The organism is Pseudoalteromonas sp. SCSIO 43088 (assembly GCF_023650795.1).
In the GTDB taxonomy this organism is placed as follows: Bacteria; Pseudomonadota; Gammaproteobacteria; order Enterobacterales; family Alteromonadaceae; genus Pseudoalteromonas; species Pseudoalteromonas shioyasakiensis.
This window is the reverse complement of the sequence record NZ_CP072676.1, coordinates 678,647-694,044: the sequence shown is the minus strand read 5'-3', so window position 1 is coordinate 694,044 and position 15,398 is coordinate 678,647. Positions and strand designations below refer to the sequence as shown.

Here is a 15,398-nt window from a genome sequence, read left to right as displayed (position 1 = left end):
TCATAAATAGGAAAAGTAAATGGCTAAACAAACCATCACAGTGATCAAAGGCGACGGCATTGGTCCTAGCATTATTGATTCAGCACTTGAGATCCTTAAAGCTGCAGGTTGCGATTTTGATTATGAATTCGTTGATGCTGGCCTTGCTGCCCTAGAAAAAACTGGTGAGTTACTTCCGCAAGAAACAATCGACACAATCGCGCGTAACAAGATCACTTTAAAAGGTCCTTTAACGACGCCAGTTGGTGAAGGTTTTACCTCAATCAACGTAACTTTACGTAAAAAGTTTGGCCTTTACGCTAACGTTCGCCCTGTTAAATCATTCGCAGGTACACAAGCTCGTTACGACGACATCGATATCATCACTATTCGTGAAAATACACAAGGCATGTACTCAGGTCTTGGCCAAGTGGTTTCTGAAGATGGTAACGAAGCAGAAGCAATGTCAAAAATCACCCGTGAAGGTGCAGAAAAAATCGTTACTTTTGCATACGAACTAGCGGTACGTGAAGGCCGTAAAAAAGTAACTGCTGTACACAAAGCTAACATCCTTAAATCAACATCTGGTTTATTCCTAAAAGTTGCACGTGAAGTAGCTGAGCGTTACCCACAAATCGAATCAACAGAAATGATTGTTGATGCAACTTGTATGAAACTAGTTATGACTCCTGATGAGTTTGATGTAATTGTTACTACAAACTTATTCGGTGACATCCTATCTGACCTATGTGCTGGTCTTGTTGGTGGTTTAGGTATGGCTCCTGGCGCAAACATCAGTGAAGATGCAGCAATCTTCGAAGCTGTACACGGTAGCGCACCAGACATCGCAGGCAAAAACCTTGCAAACCCAACGTCAGTGATCTTAGCATCTATCCAAATGCTAGAGCACCTAGGTATGGGCGACACTGCAGAGCGCATCCGCAGCGCAGTTGCTGATGTTATCAAATCAGGCGACCGTACAACTCGCGACCTAGGCGGCAGCCACGGTACTACAGACTTCACTCAAGCTGTAATTGAGCGTCTATAAGAGAATACTTGTTTAAGGCTTATGACAAGCTAATAACCCTTAAACACCTCCTTCCAAAAGCCAGTCTAAGACTGGCTTTTTTATACCCTCTATTAAATTGAATACTTAATTGGACATCCACTTTTATTTTTTTAGTAAAACCTCAACATAAAGCTAGACACCCATCTTTAAATTTCTCACTTCTCAAAATTATGACTAAACTTAAATTGTTCAACTCATGGAGGAGAAGAGCATGGCAACCCCACGTAGAAACTTAATTAGTGTTTCAAATACACCTTACTATCACTGTATTTCACGCTGCGTTCGTCGCGCTTATTTGTGCGGGCAAGACCCACTAACGGGTCGTTCGTATGAACACCGGCGCGATTGGGTTGAAAAGAAACTACTTCAACTTGGGCGAATATTTTGTATTGATATTTGTGCCTACGCAGTTATGAGTAATCACACACATCTAGTTCTTCACATTGATATAGCAAAAGCAAAGCGCCTAAATAATAAAGCGATTCTTATTAGATGGCACAAGTTATTCAAAAGTACATTCCTTTGCCAACGATTCTTAAATGGCGAATTGCTAACACAACCTGAACACGCTGCGGTTAATACCAGAGTAAATTTATATCGAGAACGGCTCAGCAGCATTAGTTGGTTTATGCGCGTGCTTAATGAAAGTATTGCACGAAAAGCGAATCAAGAAGATGAGTGCAAAGGTCGATTTTGGGAAGGTCGCTTTAAATCACAAGCTTTACTTGATGAAGCAGCACTTGCTGCATGCCTTGCTTATGTAGATTTAAATCCTGTTAGAGCAAAAGCGGCTGATTTACCTGAGCAATCTGACTACACCAGTATTAAATCTAGAATTAATGCAGCTCAAAATAATAAGCAACCGAAATCGCTTATGCGCTTTGCAGGTAAACCTCGTAAACATATGCCTAAGGGACTACCATTTGAGCTCAAAACATACCTGCAACTTGTTGATTGGACTGGGCGGTCAATACGAGAAGATAAGCCAGGGAAAATCCCAGAAAAGGCATTACCAATACTTGAAAGGTTAAACATTTGTACTGAAAACTGGCTCACACTCACCACTTCCTTTACCCGCTCGTTTAAAAATACTGCAGGTAAAGAACAAGCAATCACAGCTTATACTAATCATATGAAACGAAAACGAAGAAGCTCTATAACTAATAGCTTAGCCTTATTTACTTAGTTACGCATTCGACACTAGAAGTCAATTTTACAAATCCAATCCTTTTAATTCTAGAGGCATAACGACTACTGCGACTAGCGCTGACCAGTGTGTAAAACTAAAAAATTAACTCAGCACATAAGGCTGAAATTTAATTGATAACAATAAAAAATCACCATTCTTATAGCAATTCAACTTGTTCTGAATAATTCACATCTATCTTTAGCTGATTCTTATTAAAAATAAGATGGGTGTCTGGTTAAATATTTAAGTTGGCTGTCTTTTAAAAATTAACCAAACCTTATTGTAGCGAGGTGTTAAAGTGGGTGTCTAATTATAAAAAAGAATCCGATTCTGATAGTAGCTAAGTTATGCAAGGCAGTAACGTAAATGCATTATCTATTGGTATAGTTAGTAATTTGCCACACGAACAATTCAATGCATAGTTACACCCCAAAATAATGACAACTAAGCATCTAGATGCAACAAAAATATCAAAAAACTCAAATATAGAAAAATTAATGCAAAAAGCCACATTTGCGGTTGACATCAGTTTCCAAAACGCTTAAAAATACTCCTAACATTTTTTAAACAGCAGCCATCTAGTCGGCTGTGCATTTTTTAAAAGAAAATAAAAGATAATGAATATTCGCCGTCACCTTTTAGTCGTCAACGTTCTCGTACTGGTCTTAGTTACAAGCCCAGCGGGAGGCTATTAAAAGGTGAAAGCACGCTTTTTAAAAAACCCCCGCCCTATGCGGGGGTTTTTTTATGCATTTATGCTTGCACACACAGAGGAATGAGGATGAGTACAACTGAATATAATGGATCCGAACTAGTTGTTCGGGCACTTAAAGAATTGAATGTTAAGTATATTTTTGGCTACCCTGGCGGGTCTGTTCTTGATTTATATGACGCGTTATTTCAACAAGAAGATATTGAACATATCTTAGTACGTCACGAACAAGCAGCTACTCATATGGCTGATGGTTATGCCCGGGCTACCGGTGAAGTCGGTGTGGTGCTAGCAACTTCTGGCCCTGGCGCTACAAACTGTGTAACAGGTATCGCAACAGCATACATGGACTCTATCCCAATGGTGGTGTTATCTGGCCAAGTTCCTACTGGTTTAATTGGTGATGATGCATTCCAAGAAACTGATATTGTTGGTTGTTCTCGCCCTATCGTAAAGCACAGCTATAACTGTCGTAGCGCAAAAGATATTCCAACAATCTTAGCTAAAGCATTCTACTTAGCCAGCACAGGCCGCCCTGGCCCGGTTGTGGTTGAATTACCTAAAGATATGCTTAATCCAGAGTTAAAGTTCCCATTCGAATTTCCAAAAACAACTGAGCTTCGAACTTATAACCCGAACACTAAAGGCCACTCAAAACAAATTCGCAAAGCGGTTAGCGCAATTTTAGAAGCTAAAAAACTGGTTATTTACTCAGGTGGCGGCATTATTCTATCAAATACCTCTGAGCAACTAACTCACTTGGTTGAATCATTAAATGCGCCAATCACTAACACCTTAATGGGCCTAGGTGGTATCAGCGGTACTCACCCTAACTTTATTGGTATGTTAGGTATGCATGGTAGCCTTGAGGCAAATAAAGCCATGGCAAATGCTGATGTTATTTTAGCTTTAGGCGCTCGATTCGATGATCGGGTAACAAATAACGTTAAAAAGTTCTGCCCCAATGCCACTATCGTTCATGTTGATGTTGACCCAACCTCTATTTCTAAAACAATTAAAGCGCACATCCCGGTTGTTGGCTGCTTGAAAACAGTGCTTGAGCAGTTACAAACGGCGATTGATAAGAGCCCTATTTCAATTGATCGTTCGGCACAAGAAGACTGGTGGCGTCAAATTATTAGCTGGCGTGAACAAAAATGCCTAAGCTACAGCACAGATGGCGATAAAATCAAACCACAAGCCGTTATAGAGGCAATTTACAAAGCAACCAATGGTGATGCTTACATTAGCTCTGACGTAGGTCAGCATCAAATGTTTGCAGCTCAGTATTATCCGTTTAAACACCCTCGCCAATGGATCAACTCTGGTGGCTTAGGCACCATGGGCTTTGGTTTACCTGCAGCAATGGGCGTTAAGCTTGCTTTCCCTGATAAAGAGTCTATCTGTGTGACGGGTGATGGTTCAATACAGATGAACATTCAAGAGCTATCAACTTGCTTACAATACAATTTAGCTGTGAAAGTTGTGTCGTTGAATAACCGCTCACTGGGCATGGTACGTCAATGGCAAGATATGATGTATTCAGGTCGTCACTCATCTTCTTACATGGAATCACTTCCTGATTTTGTAAAATTAGTAGAAAGCTATGGCCACGTAGGTATTCGCGTTGATCATATTGATGAGCTTCAGCCTGCTATTGAAAAAGCCATGTCTATAAACGACAGACTGGTATTTTTAGATATCTGTGTAGATGAAAAAGAACATGTTTACCCTATGCAAATCAAGCTAGGGGCAGTCGATGATATGTGGTTACGTAAAGGAGTAAAAGCATAATGCGCCGTATTTTATCAATCTTATTAGAAAACGAACCTGGCTCGTTATCGCGCATTGTAGGCTTATTTTCACAGCGCGCTTACAACATCGATAGCTTGACTGTTGGCACGACTGACGATCATTCTCTTTCGCGTATTACCATTACAACCATGGGTGATGATCGCATCGTTGAGCAAATTACTAAGCAAGTTAACAAACTGGTAGATGTTCTAAAGATTATTGACTTAACCGAAATGGCACATATCGAGCGTGAGCTATTATTGGTGAAAGTTTTCGCCCAAGATGAAACCACTCGTGCAGCGGTAACGCGTGTTGCTGATGTGTTCCAAGGAGCTATTTTAGATATGGGTCGCCACAGTTACACATTACAGCTTGTAGCGAGCACAGAAAAAATTGAATCCTTCCTTGATACTTTGCGTCATGAATCAGACATTATTGAAGTTGTACGTTCAGGTGCGGTTGGTATTGGTCGTGGTGATAAAGCGTTAAAGGCATAAGCCTTTTTCGCTAGCGCGACAAAACTCCAGATACAAAAAAAGGGCTATAAGCCCTTTTTTCAATAATTAGTAAGTTACCCTATTAAGGATTAACTTGGTCTTTAAGACCTTTACCCGCTTTAAAGCTTGGGATAGTTGCTGCTGCGATTTGGATTTCTGCACCAGTTTGTGGGTTACGGCCAGTACGCGCTGCGCGCTCTTTTACTGAGAAAGTACCGAAACCAACTAATGCTACTGAGTTACCTTCTTTAAGAGAGCTAGTAACTGCGCCAGTGAATGCATCTAGTGCACGAGTTGCTGCCGCTTTTGAGATTTCTGCATCAGTAGCAATTTTTTCAACTAATTGAGCTTTATTCATTGTTAGATTCCTATTCGTTATTATTTTGCCTTCGCAAAACCTATCTTTATGCATTTTTGAGAAGTTAGCAACAGCAAATTGCTATTTTTACGTAATTTATTCAAAAATGACTACTATTTAACTATCAATCACAAGGTTAGTGATATCAGTATTAATAAAGACTTAATTTAACTTCCATCACAAAATTTTATGATAGCTAAACCATCATTCAATTTTCTCGATAACCAAGGTAACTTCCCCGACCTCAAAGCCAAACTTATCAATAGCGGTACGGTTTATCAAGCGTGATTGTGTTACCAAGTACATCCAATCATCGAAATTTACCACTAAAGTACTACCATCATATGGAAGCTCGACAGAATATGTCCAATGGAACACGCTTCCATTGCTCTCACCCTTTGCTTCGCCAATCACATCTGATGCTGTCCCTGTGATACTGCCATCATCATTAATGGTAATGTACCAAACACGCGTTTGCGTTTCGCCATCATCATAAACAAATTGCTCGTCAATCACTCCCTGATTGCCGTTCCAAGATGCTTGCATGTCAACAACCAGCTTACGTGTTAACTCACCCTTGTGGTCTTGCACAACGCCGTAGGCTTTGAGCTCACCACTAAAAAACTGCTTAAAGTCAAACTTAGGCTCTGTTCCTTGATAATAATCAACATCAGGCGCAGAGCAGCTGGTAATTAACAGTACCATAGCGAAAATAAAGAGTGCTTTGAGCTTAATCATGTTTCCCTCCAATAAGCTGTTTACGAAGTGATGGTTCAGACGTGTCGGCGCTTAGCCAAATTGCTAAGAAGTTGTCAGCGAATCTGTTATCATCGATCCGACCTAGCTTTTTATCATTAAAGTAAAAAGTACCGATCCCTTGCTCGTTGGTTTGAAACGACAACGAATCGTTTTTTTTGATATCAGGCCAAAGAGTTAATAATTGTTTATCGTAAGCACCTACCATGTCATTAAGCTTTAAATGTTGCCATTGCTCGTTGGTTGCTTTGACGATATCTTTCGCATCGAAATCCCGCAAATAGGTGAGTGTAAGTTTGCTGGGGTGTTGGCCAAACTGATACGAACCCGATGGGGTCTCTAATTTCGCGTTATAAACATCCCAAAACAGATACTCCATTTTCGCTTGGCCCACCGTTTTAAAGCCATTTGCATACACGCCCGCAGAGAACAATAACGCAGCAAATAAACTTAAATTAAGTGATTTTTTCATCAAATAATCCTTAAAGTTGTGTTGTTAAACACTACGAAAAACCACCTAAAACTGATCATTTAGCCGCTAAAAATCGCTTATTTATAGCGATTATAGCCATAAACATACTTGCCCAACCCAAACCATAAACCAACCAAAACTGCCAAAGAACGAGCTCAGTATTAAGCACTCCAAAGCGCATTCCAGCGTAGTAACTAGCAGGAGCAAATAAAGCGCAAACACCCCAAGCAATATACCAAGGCAGCTTTTGTAGGAATTGCATCGAAGTATTAATGGTTAAAAGCAGTGCAGCCCAAAGTACAGCAAGCCATAGAGGAAAAGGGCTTACTTTAAAGGCAAGTAAATTTAAGCTGCTGGCAAGCCATTCATAGACCAGTGCGAGAGGCAAGCCACATAAGAGTAGCCAACTATCTTGCTGGCGTTGCTTTGATAGATAAATCATCAAAGCGACAACAGCTAAAGCGGGTATCAGAGAGTTATGCTCAAGGAGTAAGGCCATAAACCAGACTCCTTGAAACAGAGCAAAATTAATAATCGAGCGCGATATCATCGCCAGAATGGCCAAAACGAGGTTTACGGGCAACTAAATGAACGGTACTGATAGCACGGGTTCTAAACGCACCTTCACAGTAAGCTAAATAAAATAACCATAAACGATAGAATCGCTGGTCAAATTTGACTTTATCTATTTCAGGCCAGCTAGCGACAAAGCGCTCGCGCCAATCAGCCAGTGTTCTTGCATAGTGAACACCAATATCTTTTACACTATGCACAACCATGTCTGTTTGCTGCTTTATTTGCTTATTCATTTCATCTAAACAAGGCAAACAGCCACCTGGGAAAATGTACTGCTGAATGAAATCGGAATTTTTAAGGTAATGGCTGTAACGCTGATCAGCTATGGTGATTGCTTGAATAAGCATGGCACCATTGTCTTTTAATAAAGACTGACATTTTGCAAAAAAGCCAGGCAAATACTCATGACCGACAGCTTCAATCATTTCAATTGATACAAGCTTATCGTACTTGCCCTCTAAGAGGCGGTAATCCTGCTTTAATAAAGTAATTTTATGCTCAAGGTTAAGCTCTTTAACCTTTTGTTCAACATAGGCATGTTGCTCATCAGAAATGGTGGTCGTCGTTACATGGCAATCAAAATGTGTTGCTGCATAAATCGCAAAGGCGCCCCACCCTGTGCCAATCTCAATCACCGAATCACCTGGTTGTAAATCAACCTGCTCACAAATCAATGATAGTTTGTGCTCTTGGGCCTGTTCAAGGCTAGCTTGTTTTGACGGGTAAACAGCACATGAATACAACATTTCGTCACTTAAAAATGCACTGTATAAATCGTTGCCTAAATCATAGTGCGCCGCAATGTTCTTTTTTGAACCGCTTGCTGAGTTTTTATTTTTAATGTGATTAACTCGGTGCGCAATGCCACTTAAGAAAGCGAATTTTTTCTCGAATGCATCTAGCTGATCTTGATTAAGGGCAAATATTTCAATAAGTTTAGTGAGGTTGTCACAATCCCAATAGCCGAGAATATAAGCCTCTCCGGCACCCACACTGCCAGATAACGCAAATGACTTATACATAGCAGCATCATTTACCGTGACGGTTGCATGTAAATCACTTGTAATGTCACCGAATTGCTCTTTTTGATTACCCTCTTTTAGGGTAATGCAACCGACATTAATACTGTTGAATGCACCTATTACCAGTTTTTTATAAAGCTTTGTCATCCAGCCGGTCGTTTGGGCTTGTGTTAAATTTGATACTTTTTCCATCACATCACCTAGTTGAATTCTCTTGTTTGCCCGAGTGGCCAATAAATGGCACACGTTTGCAAAACAACTTCAAAGCATGAAGGTAAATACCTTTAAAAATACTTAACGTCATGGCCGGAAACTGTTTAAGCACGGCACCAACCTGCTCTTTCGTGAGAGGGTGCTTTTGCAAACGCAGGGTTGCATCAAACAAAAGAGTGTCGTCTTTTTTATTTTCAATATGAATCATGGTGTTATCAGAATTCATTCTAATATGCCAATGATAGTTCATATCTAAGTTCATGAAAGGTGATACGGAGAAAACCTTTTTAAAGTTCACTTTTTTTTCAAGGGGTACGACATAATAATGACGTTCATTCCAAGGTGTGTTGCTGACTTCAGCAAGCATGTGAGTGAAATCGCCATGACTAGTTTGAAAGAAGAAAAAGTTAACCGGGCTAAAATAAATTCCTAAACAGCGCACCTGTCCGAGCATAAAAACATGGGTAAATTCATCGTCAATGCCAAGCTCTTTAATTTTATTAAGTGCACGCTGTTTGAGTGGCAGCTGCATATCGGTTTGATAATTAAAATAGTCGCTCTGATTAAATTTAAGCGCCTTGAAACCACTTAAGCCAAGCCAAGGGTGAACACCATTAAGTTCATCAGGCTTAGCTAAATCAACCCACATCATATAAAGCGGGTACTTAAAGTGATGCTCTTTGACGGCAAAGCGCCTGTGGCGAACATCACCTACATATATGGCGCTATTCAAACTCGACTCCGAGTTGCTTTGCCACATTTACAGCACTTCTTACACCGTCTTCGTGGAAGCCGTTGTACCAGTACGCACCGCAAAAGTAGCTATTATTTTTACCGTCAATAAGAGACTTTTGCTGCTGAGCGGCAATCGACTGTTTATTAAATACCGGATGATGATAAGTAAACTCACGCAGAATTTTGTCTTTTTTAATGCCTTCAAGGTGATTAAGCGTGACACAAAATTGCGTGTCGCTCTTAATGCCTTGCAAAATATTCATCTGATAAGTCACAACAGCAGCTTTGTCTGTGTTGTTATTTAACAGATAATTCCAGCTCGCCCATGCTGCTTTGCGTTTTGGTAGCAGTGTAGTATCAGTGTGTAGTACCACTGAATTAGCCGTATAAGGTATCGCTGATAGAACACTTTTTTCGTCTTCAGTCGGATCTAATAACAGCTTTAAAGCTTGATCTGAATGGCAAGCAAACACAACTTTGTCGAATGTTTCACTATGGCCATCATCGAAATGGACATGCACACTATCATCTTTTCGAGATACCGAGCTGATATTACTATTTAAACGAATTTTATCAGCAAAACCTTGGATCATAGGTTTAATGTATTCGCGAGAGCCACCCGGAATAACATACCACTGCGGGCGATTCGTGATATCCAACAAACCGTGGTTATAAAAGAACTTAACAAAAAACTCTACGCCAACTTCCGCCATTTCTTTAATGCTTGTTGACCAAATAGCAGCGCCCATCGGCAAGATATAATGAAAACGGAAGAACTCGTTAAAATCATGCTCGTCTAAAAACTCACCTAGAGTTTGATTTTCTTTATAATTTTTTTCAGCATGTAATGATTTACACACATCATTAAAGCGAACAATGTCTTTCAAAAGTTTCCAGAATTTAGGGCGAAAGATATTGCGTTTTTGTGCGAACAAACTCCAAAAAGTATGACCGTTATATTCAAAGCCTGTTTGTTCGTTATGCACACTAAAGCTCATTTGGGTTTTCTGACGCTCAACGCCCAAGCGCTTAAGTAGCTTTTCAAAATATGGGTAAGTTCGGTCGTTAAAGACAATAAAGCCAGTATCAACAGCGTACTCAACGCCATCAACTTTTACGTCTATGGTTGCAGTATGGCCACCTATGTAGTCGTTTTTCTCAAATACGGTTACATCGTAGTGCTTATGCAATAGGTGCGCACAGCTTAAACCCGCTATGCCAGATCCAATAACAGCCACTTTTTTCAACGTGATAATCCTTTTGCAAGCTTCAGCCAAAGTGGCGTAGGAAGCATTCTTAAAAATTTTAAAATGAAGGTAAAACGGTGCGGAAAGTGCACTTCTTTGCGCCTTTTCGCGACCCCTTTATAAATATAATTTGCCGCTTTTTCTGCACTCACAGCCATAGGCATAGGAAAGTCATTTTTGTCTGTAAGCGGCGTTTTAACAAAACCTGGGTGAACTAAAGTGACATCGATATCTTTTAAATCAACCGCTAAGCTATTAGCTAAATAACTTACACCGGCTTTAGACGCGCCATAAGCTTGGCTGCGCGGTAAGGGTAAATAAGTCACACTAGAGCTTACGATCACCAGCTGACCACCGGGCTTTATTTTTGGTAGTAATGCCTCAAGGCAATAGCCCATACTGAGTAGATTAGTGGTGATCACACGTTCGAACAAACTGCTATCAAAATTACGAGCATCATCAATATATTCACAATTGCCAGCATTTAGAATAACCCGGTCAAATTGTGTATAGGCGACTGTGCTCGAACGAATATCTTGAAGGTCGGTTGCGTCAAACTGGCAAGACTCTATATTTTGATGCTGGCTCAATTTAGCAAGCTTTTCTGTATTTCTACCGCATGCAATGACCTGTTCATTATTGTCTGCATAAAGCTTTGCTAATGACTCGCCAATACCTGAGGTAGCACCTGTAATTAATGTCGTCATTATGCACTCGCTCTTTTGTCGATGTATTTCACAGCTGAGCCGAGTACTGGAATATGCCTGTAAAGCATAGCGCCTACGTCAAAATAATCGCGATGATTGATTATCTTATCGCCAGCAAATTTTAAACGGCTATGACCCGCAACCGAGATTGCTTGGCCTTTATTGAGCTTTGGATGGCGATAATGCATGGTCCAATAAATAAACGCGATGTCATCTTTGCTCTGAATATTTTCAGTCACATAGCTGTCTTCGATAGCGAATTCGCAAGAAAGCACATTGGCATAAAGGTTTTTAAAATAGTCACGCAGCTCCCCAAGACCATTTACCGCATGCAAGGGATCTGCAAACTGAATATCAGGATGATAAATTTCATCCAATAACTGTAAATTGTCTTTATTGAGTGATTGATAAACATCAATAAACCTATCAAGGATCGCCTTGTCCATGTCACACCTTAAATGCGTTTAGCGCTCGCTCTCGCGCGGCTTTATGATCAACAATTGCTGGCCAATAACTGCTCGACTTACCCTGTTTCGCTAAATAATCATGCGGAAAATGGATTTGTTTAGCAGGTATTTTTTCCAGCTCTGGTAAATATTTACGGATAAATTCACCATCTGGATCAAATCGCTCGCTTTGGGTGATAGGATTAAAAATTCGAAAATACGGCTGAGCATCACATCCCGTACTTGCAGCCCATTGCCAGCCACCGTTGTTAGAGGCAAGGTCGCCGTCTATAAGATGCTGCATAAAAAAGCGCTCGCCTTTACGCCAATCAATTAATAAGTGCTTAGTTAAAAAGCTCGCGACCACCATGCGTAAACGGTTATGCATCCAGCCAGTTTGCAGAAGCTGCCTCATTGCAGCATCAACTAATGGGTAGCCTGTTTTACCTTCACACCATGCCTTAAAGTCGCTTTCATCATCACGCCACTTCACGGCGTTGTATTTCTCATTAAAGTTATCGTATTTATTTAGGTTTGGATAAATCGCGATAAGATGGCGGTAAAATTCACGCCAAATCAACTCATTAACCCAACAAAATAAGTTACTTTTACTGCTGCGTAGTACATCTGGGTGGCGCTGTTGGATCAGTGCCAATAATTGATGAACGCTGATAATGCCAAGTGCTAAGTAAGGGCTTAAACCTGAGGTGCCTTTAATGCTTGGGATATCACGCTGGTCTTGATATGTTGCTAGCTTCTCTTCAATAAAGCGCGCGCAAACGTGGCTGAGCGTTTCATCATCGACAGGCCACTTTTCTGACTTGCCGTCTGAGGCTAATAACTCACTTGGCTGCCACTCAATGGGTTCGAACATCTGTGGCGGCTCAGCAAAATAAAAGTTGGTGTCTTGATAAACTTTTAGCCATGCATTTTTAAATGGCGTGAATACTTTAAACATTTCGCCGCTTTGATTTTTGATGCTTCCCGGTGGCGCAATTACATCGCCATCGTATGCGTAAAAAGCAATCCCTTTACTATCAGCGTGCTGTAAAAAGGCTTTATCTCGGTTTACTTCATTAAGCTCATATTCGTTGTTGGCGTATACATTTTTTACTTGATGTTGCTCGCAAAATGACGCTAACTTTTCAACACAACCGGCGTAATCAGCTGCATCAATAATATGTAATTCAATACCTTTGCTAGCTAAAAGCTCCCCCAAGAAGCTAAGCCTAAGCTTCAATAAATCTAACTGAATAGCAGCCACATCATGCTTTTGCCATTGCTTTTCAGTAATAAAAAATACCGCATTTCGGCAACCATTTTCGATAGCCTGATACAAAGCGTCGTTATTAAAAAGGCGCAGATCGCGCCTAAACCAAAATAATGTATTCATTAAATTCCGTAGCGTAGTTTTAATTCGTTCGGATAGGGGTCAAGATACACTTGCTTAGCAAGATACTCGTTTGGGTGCACTTTTAAATGATGCTTAATTAGCGTAAGTGGTACGTATAGTGGCACCAAGCCTTGGCGATATTCATCGATGGCATCACGTAGTTCTTGCTTTTCAATCTTAGAAAGCGATTTTTTAAAATAACCTTGCAAGTGCATTAATGTATTAGCGTTATTTTTACGTGAAGCTGGTTTTTTAAGGGCTGTCATTAACCCTAAAATGTATTCATCAGCCAAAGTTTGGATATCTTCGCCATCAAAAGTGCCAAGCAGATTTCCTAAGCTACGGTAAGCTTCGTAGTTATGTGCCATCAATAAGTACTTATATTGGGCATGAAACTGAGTCAATCTATGTACTGTGAGTGGTTGCTCGCTTAATGTTTGCCAGTGCTTATAGGTATAAACACGCATTACAAAGTTTTCGCGAAGATGCATATCATTTAAACGACCGTTTTCTTCACATGGTAACAATGGGTTATGTGCCATTATTTGCTCTGCAAAAAAACCCACACCTTCTGAAGTATTGCCAGTACCCGCTTCGTTATAAATTTTAATACGTTCCATACCGCAACTAGGACTTTTCGCGCAAAACACAAAGCCGCTTAATTCTGCAGTTTGCTCTGTTGCCACTCGTTTGCCGTATTCAGTTAATTTAGGGCCAACATCGCCAGTACCATCAGGGCGGCACACTTTAATAGTATCGCCAACACGCACTTGGCGGATCGTTGGTCGAGGGATTGGCAGACCTACTGCTACTTCAGGACAAAACTTTTTATATTCAACATGGTTAGCCAACTCATCCATGCAAAAATTAGATTTTTTGTGGCCGCTGTCAAAGCGAACCTTGTCGCCTGCTAAGCAGGCGCTTAAACCAATTTTAATTGTCGATTGCTGCATATAAACTCTACTAATAGATTAGATTACCAATTGGATTTAGTAATTTACTAATACCTTTATTGAAGTGTAGGGCACTACTAACAACTGTAAAGCACAAGCACCCTTCAATTGTTTTTGGCGTGTGATTGTGGCGACCATCTAACATCATAAAGTCACCTGGTACATAGTGTCCGTCTTCATCACTAAACTCCCCATCTAATAATAAAGTGAGCTCAAAACCCGTATGTGTGTGCTCAGGTATTTCACCACCCGCATCAATGTGCAGTAGACTTGCTCGTAATGGGCCGTCGTCTAAATCTATGCGAGAGCGAGCAAGTTTACCTATTTGCATAAAGTTACTGTGACCAATACGCGTAAGTGCTCTAGGTAAAGTGTAGGTTTTATCTTTAACATCAACCGATACCTGTTCTTGCTCGTACACTTCATCAATTGATTCATCAGCGATGATGGCATCAAAAAGTGTTTTATCGAACATATCATCCAAGTCGGTAGCTGATTCAGTAAATGCATTGTCAGCGTTTTTTGCTTCAAGCGCAGCGAGTTCTTTTTGACACACAGGGCACATTTCAACATGAATAGCGACTGCAACACTCAAAGTGGCAGGTAGATTACCTTCACTGAATTTGGCAAGTAATTCGTTGCTAGGATGGTGCTTAATCATGGTGATCTCCCATTTCATTGCGTAACTTCTGCAAGGCTAAGCGAAGACGAGATTTCACTGTGCCTACGGGAATATTTAAATGTTCTGCAAGTTGTTCTTGCGACATGTCTTGAAAGTACACCCCGCGCACAACTTCACGTTGCGCAAGCGGTAATTTATCAAGGTATTGTTTGATCTGTTTATCTTCTAAGTGGTCACTAAATTCGTGCTGGCCGGGCTCGGCTTCATCAATCAATGGCCAGATATCTTCACTAATGCACTCTTCTTTACTACTCTTCATTTTTCTTAGCATATCGAAAGAGGCATTACGCATTACTGTGTATACCCAAGTTGTCGCTGCACCTTTTTCTTTATGGTAAAGGTGTGCTTTACGCCAAACTGAGGTTAGTGTTTCTTGAACTAATTCCATCGCTTGTGCTTCAGAACCGAACTGCTTTATTCCAAAACGTTTAATTTTTGGTGAGAAATATTGGAAAAGTATTGCAAACGCACGTTTATCACGGTGCTCAGCAACAGCAAATAAAGCATCAGCAAGCTCTTTGCTTGGAGTATCTGGCATGGCAGAGTATTGACCTGTGTTAGGTTTACAACCTGTTTGAAGTTGTTGACTTACCATCTT

Annotated in this window: 17 protein-coding genes; 4 read left to right on the top strand and 13 right to left on the bottom strand. The window is 40.5% G+C overall.

Features of this window, described 5'->3' with window-relative positions; genetic code table 11:
• Positions 1–19 precede the first annotated feature (19 nt).
• The 4 genes from J8Z28_RS20845 (at position 20) to ilvN (ending at position 5,240) form a co-directional block, all read left to right on the top strand.
• A complete protein-coding gene (locus tag J8Z28_RS20845; protein WP_054563906.1) occupies positions 20–1,027 on the top strand; it encodes an isocitrate dehydrogenase in 1,008 nt (335 codons plus the stop codon).
• Positions 1,028–1,259: 232 nt separating this feature from the next.
• Positions 1,260–2,234, top strand: coding sequence for a transposase (locus tag J8Z28_RS20840; RefSeq protein ID WP_062565670.1), 975 nt, complete (start codon positions 1,260–1,262; stop codon positions 2,232–2,234).
• Between the two features lie 784 nt (positions 2,235–3,018).
• A complete protein-coding gene (locus J8Z28_RS20835; RefSeq protein ID WP_166340826.1) occupies positions 3,019–4,743 on the top strand; it encodes an acetolactate synthase 3 large subunit in 1,725 nt (574 codons plus the stop codon).
• Positions 4,743–5,240, top strand: coding sequence for an acetolactate synthase small subunit (gene ilvN, locus J8Z28_RS20830; protein ID WP_054551998.1), 498 nt, complete (start codon positions 4,743–4,745; stop codon positions 5,238–5,240). Before J8Z28_RS20835 ends, ilvN begins: the two co-directional genes overlap by 1 nt.
• An 82-nt stretch (positions 5,241–5,322) precedes the next feature.
• On the opposite strand, the gene J8Z28_RS20825 is transcribed toward ilvN, so the two are convergent.
• The 13 genes from J8Z28_RS20825 to J8Z28_RS20765 all read right to left on the bottom strand — a co-directional run bounded on the left by J8Z28_RS20825 (position 5,323) and on the right by J8Z28_RS20765 (position 15,395).
• Positions 5,323–5,598 (bottom strand): HU family DNA-binding protein, encoded by a 276-nt coding sequence (locus J8Z28_RS20825; protein ID WP_004586404.1) that lies wholly within the window; start codon positions 5,596–5,598, stop codon positions 5,323–5,325.
• A 204-nt stretch (positions 5,599–5,802) separates the two neighbouring features.
• A complete protein-coding gene (locus tag J8Z28_RS20820) occupies positions 5,803–6,336 on the bottom strand; it encodes a DUF3833 domain-containing protein (protein WP_054562353.1) in 534 nt (177 codons plus the stop codon).
• A complete protein-coding gene (locus J8Z28_RS20815) occupies positions 6,329–6,826 on the bottom strand; it encodes a chalcone isomerase family protein (RefSeq protein WP_062565672.1) in 498 nt (165 codons plus the stop codon). Before J8Z28_RS20815 ends, J8Z28_RS20820 begins: the two co-directional genes overlap by 8 nt.
• A 55-nt stretch (positions 6,827–6,881) precedes the next feature.
• On the bottom strand, positions 6,882–7,376 hold the full coding sequence (locus J8Z28_RS20810) for a DUF2878 family protein (protein ID WP_250660539.1): 495 nt from the start codon (positions 7,374–7,376) through the stop codon (positions 6,882–6,884).
• The gene (locus J8Z28_RS20805; protein WP_250660538.1) at positions 7,354–8,616 is read right to left on the bottom strand and encodes an SAM-dependent methyltransferase; all 1,263 of its coding nucleotides are present in this window, start codon (positions 8,614–8,616) and stop codon (positions 7,354–7,356) included. Before J8Z28_RS20805 ends, J8Z28_RS20810 begins: the two co-directional genes overlap by 23 nt.
• A 4-nt stretch (positions 8,617–8,620) precedes the next feature.
• Entirely contained in the window at positions 8,621–9,370 is a 750-nt protein-coding gene (locus J8Z28_RS20800; RefSeq protein ID WP_250660537.1) for a DUF1365 domain-containing protein, read from the bottom strand.
• Positions 9,363–10,619 carry an NAD(P)/FAD-dependent oxidoreductase gene (locus J8Z28_RS20795; protein WP_062565676.1) on the bottom strand — a complete coding sequence of 419 codons (1,257 nt, stop codon included), beginning with the start codon at positions 10,617–10,619 and terminating at the stop codon, positions 9,363–9,365. The genes J8Z28_RS20800 and J8Z28_RS20795 overlap by 8 nt, the downstream gene beginning before the upstream one ends.
• Positions 10,616–11,326: an SDR family NAD(P)-dependent oxidoreductase gene (locus J8Z28_RS20790; protein ID WP_054562359.1), complete on the bottom strand. Its 711-nt coding sequence runs from the start codon at positions 11,324–11,326 to the stop codon at positions 10,616–10,618. The genes J8Z28_RS20795 and J8Z28_RS20790 overlap by 4 nt, the downstream gene beginning before the upstream one ends.
• Positions 11,326–11,772 carry a nuclear transport factor 2 family protein gene (locus J8Z28_RS20785; protein WP_105181833.1) on the bottom strand — a complete coding sequence of 149 codons (447 nt, stop codon included), beginning with the start codon at positions 11,770–11,772 and terminating at the stop codon, positions 11,326–11,328. The genes J8Z28_RS20790 and J8Z28_RS20785 overlap by 1 nt, the downstream gene beginning before the upstream one ends.
• 1 nt (position 11,773) lies before the next feature.
• Positions 11,774–13,165 (bottom strand): deoxyribodipyrimidine photo-lyase, encoded by a 1,392-nt coding sequence (gene phrB / locus J8Z28_RS20780; protein ID WP_250660536.1) that lies wholly within the window; start codon positions 13,163–13,165, stop codon positions 11,774–11,776.
• Positions 13,165–14,118, bottom strand: a complete 954-nt coding sequence (locus J8Z28_RS20775; RefSeq protein ID WP_054551988.1) for a YbgA family protein — start codon at positions 14,116–14,118, stop codon at positions 13,165–13,167. Before J8Z28_RS20775 ends, phrB begins: the two co-directional genes overlap by 1 nt.
• Before the next feature lie 10 nt (positions 14,119–14,128).
• Positions 14,129–14,779, bottom strand: coding sequence for a ChrR family anti-sigma-E factor (locus tag J8Z28_RS20770; RefSeq protein ID WP_250660535.1), 651 nt, complete (start codon positions 14,777–14,779; stop codon positions 14,129–14,131).
• On the bottom strand, positions 14,772–15,395 hold the full coding sequence (locus tag J8Z28_RS20765; RefSeq protein ID WP_054562364.1) for a sigma-70 family RNA polymerase sigma factor: 624 nt from the start codon (positions 15,393–15,395) through the stop codon (positions 14,772–14,774). Before J8Z28_RS20765 ends, J8Z28_RS20770 begins: the two co-directional genes overlap by 8 nt.
• Positions 15,396–15,398 lie beyond the last annotated feature (3 nt).

Coding starts and splice junctions, on each gene's coding strand:
- J8Z28_RS20845 (WP_054563906.1), top strand. CDS start 20: ATGGCTAAACAAACCATCACAGTGATCAAAGGCGACGGCATTGGTCCT.
- J8Z28_RS20840 (WP_062565670.1), top strand. CDS start 1,260: ATGGCAACCCCACGTAGAAACTTAATTAGTGTTTCAAATACACCTTAC.
- J8Z28_RS20835 (WP_166340826.1), top strand. CDS start 3,019: ATGAGTACAACTGAATATAATGGATCCGAACTAGTTGTTCGGGCACTT.
- ilvN (WP_054551998.1), top strand. CDS start 4,743: ATGCGCCGTATTTTATCAATCTTATTAGAAAACGAACCTGGCTCGTTA.
- J8Z28_RS20825 (WP_004586404.1), bottom strand. CDS start 5,598: ATGAATAAAGCTCAATTAGTTGAAAAAATTGCTACTGATGCAGAAATC.
- J8Z28_RS20820 (WP_054562353.1), bottom strand. CDS start 6,336: ATGATTAAGCTCAAAGCACTCTTTATTTTCGCTATGGTACTGTTAATT.
- J8Z28_RS20815 (WP_062565672.1), bottom strand. CDS start 6,826: ATGAAAAAATCACTTAATTTAAGTTTATTTGCTGCGTTATTGTTCTCT.
- J8Z28_RS20810 (WP_250660539.1), bottom strand. CDS start 7,376: ATGATATCGCGCTCGATTATTAATTTTGCTCTGTTTCAAGGAGTCTGG.
- J8Z28_RS20805 (WP_250660538.1), bottom strand. CDS start 8,616: ATGGAAAAAGTATCAAATTTAACACAAGCCCAAACGACCGGCTGGATG.
- J8Z28_RS20790 (WP_054562359.1), bottom strand. CDS start 11,326: ATGACGACATTAATTACAGGTGCTACCTCAGGTATTGGCGAGTCATTA.
- J8Z28_RS20785 (WP_105181833.1), bottom strand. CDS start 11,772: ATGGACAAGGCGATCCTTGATAGGTTTATTGATGTTTATCAATCACTC.
- phrB (WP_250660536.1), bottom strand. CDS start 13,165: ATGAATACATTATTTTGGTTTAGGCGCGATCTGCGCCTTTTTAATAAC.
- J8Z28_RS20775 (WP_054551988.1), bottom strand. CDS start 14,118: ATGCAGCAATCGACAATTAAAATTGGTTTAAGCGCCTGCTTAGCAGGC.
- J8Z28_RS20770 (WP_250660535.1), bottom strand. CDS start 14,779: ATGATTAAGCACCATCCTAGCAACGAATTACTTGCCAAATTCAGTGAA.
- J8Z28_RS20765 (WP_054562364.1), bottom strand. CDS start 15,395: ATGGTAAGTCAACAACTTCAAACAGGTTGTAAACCTAACACAGGTCAA.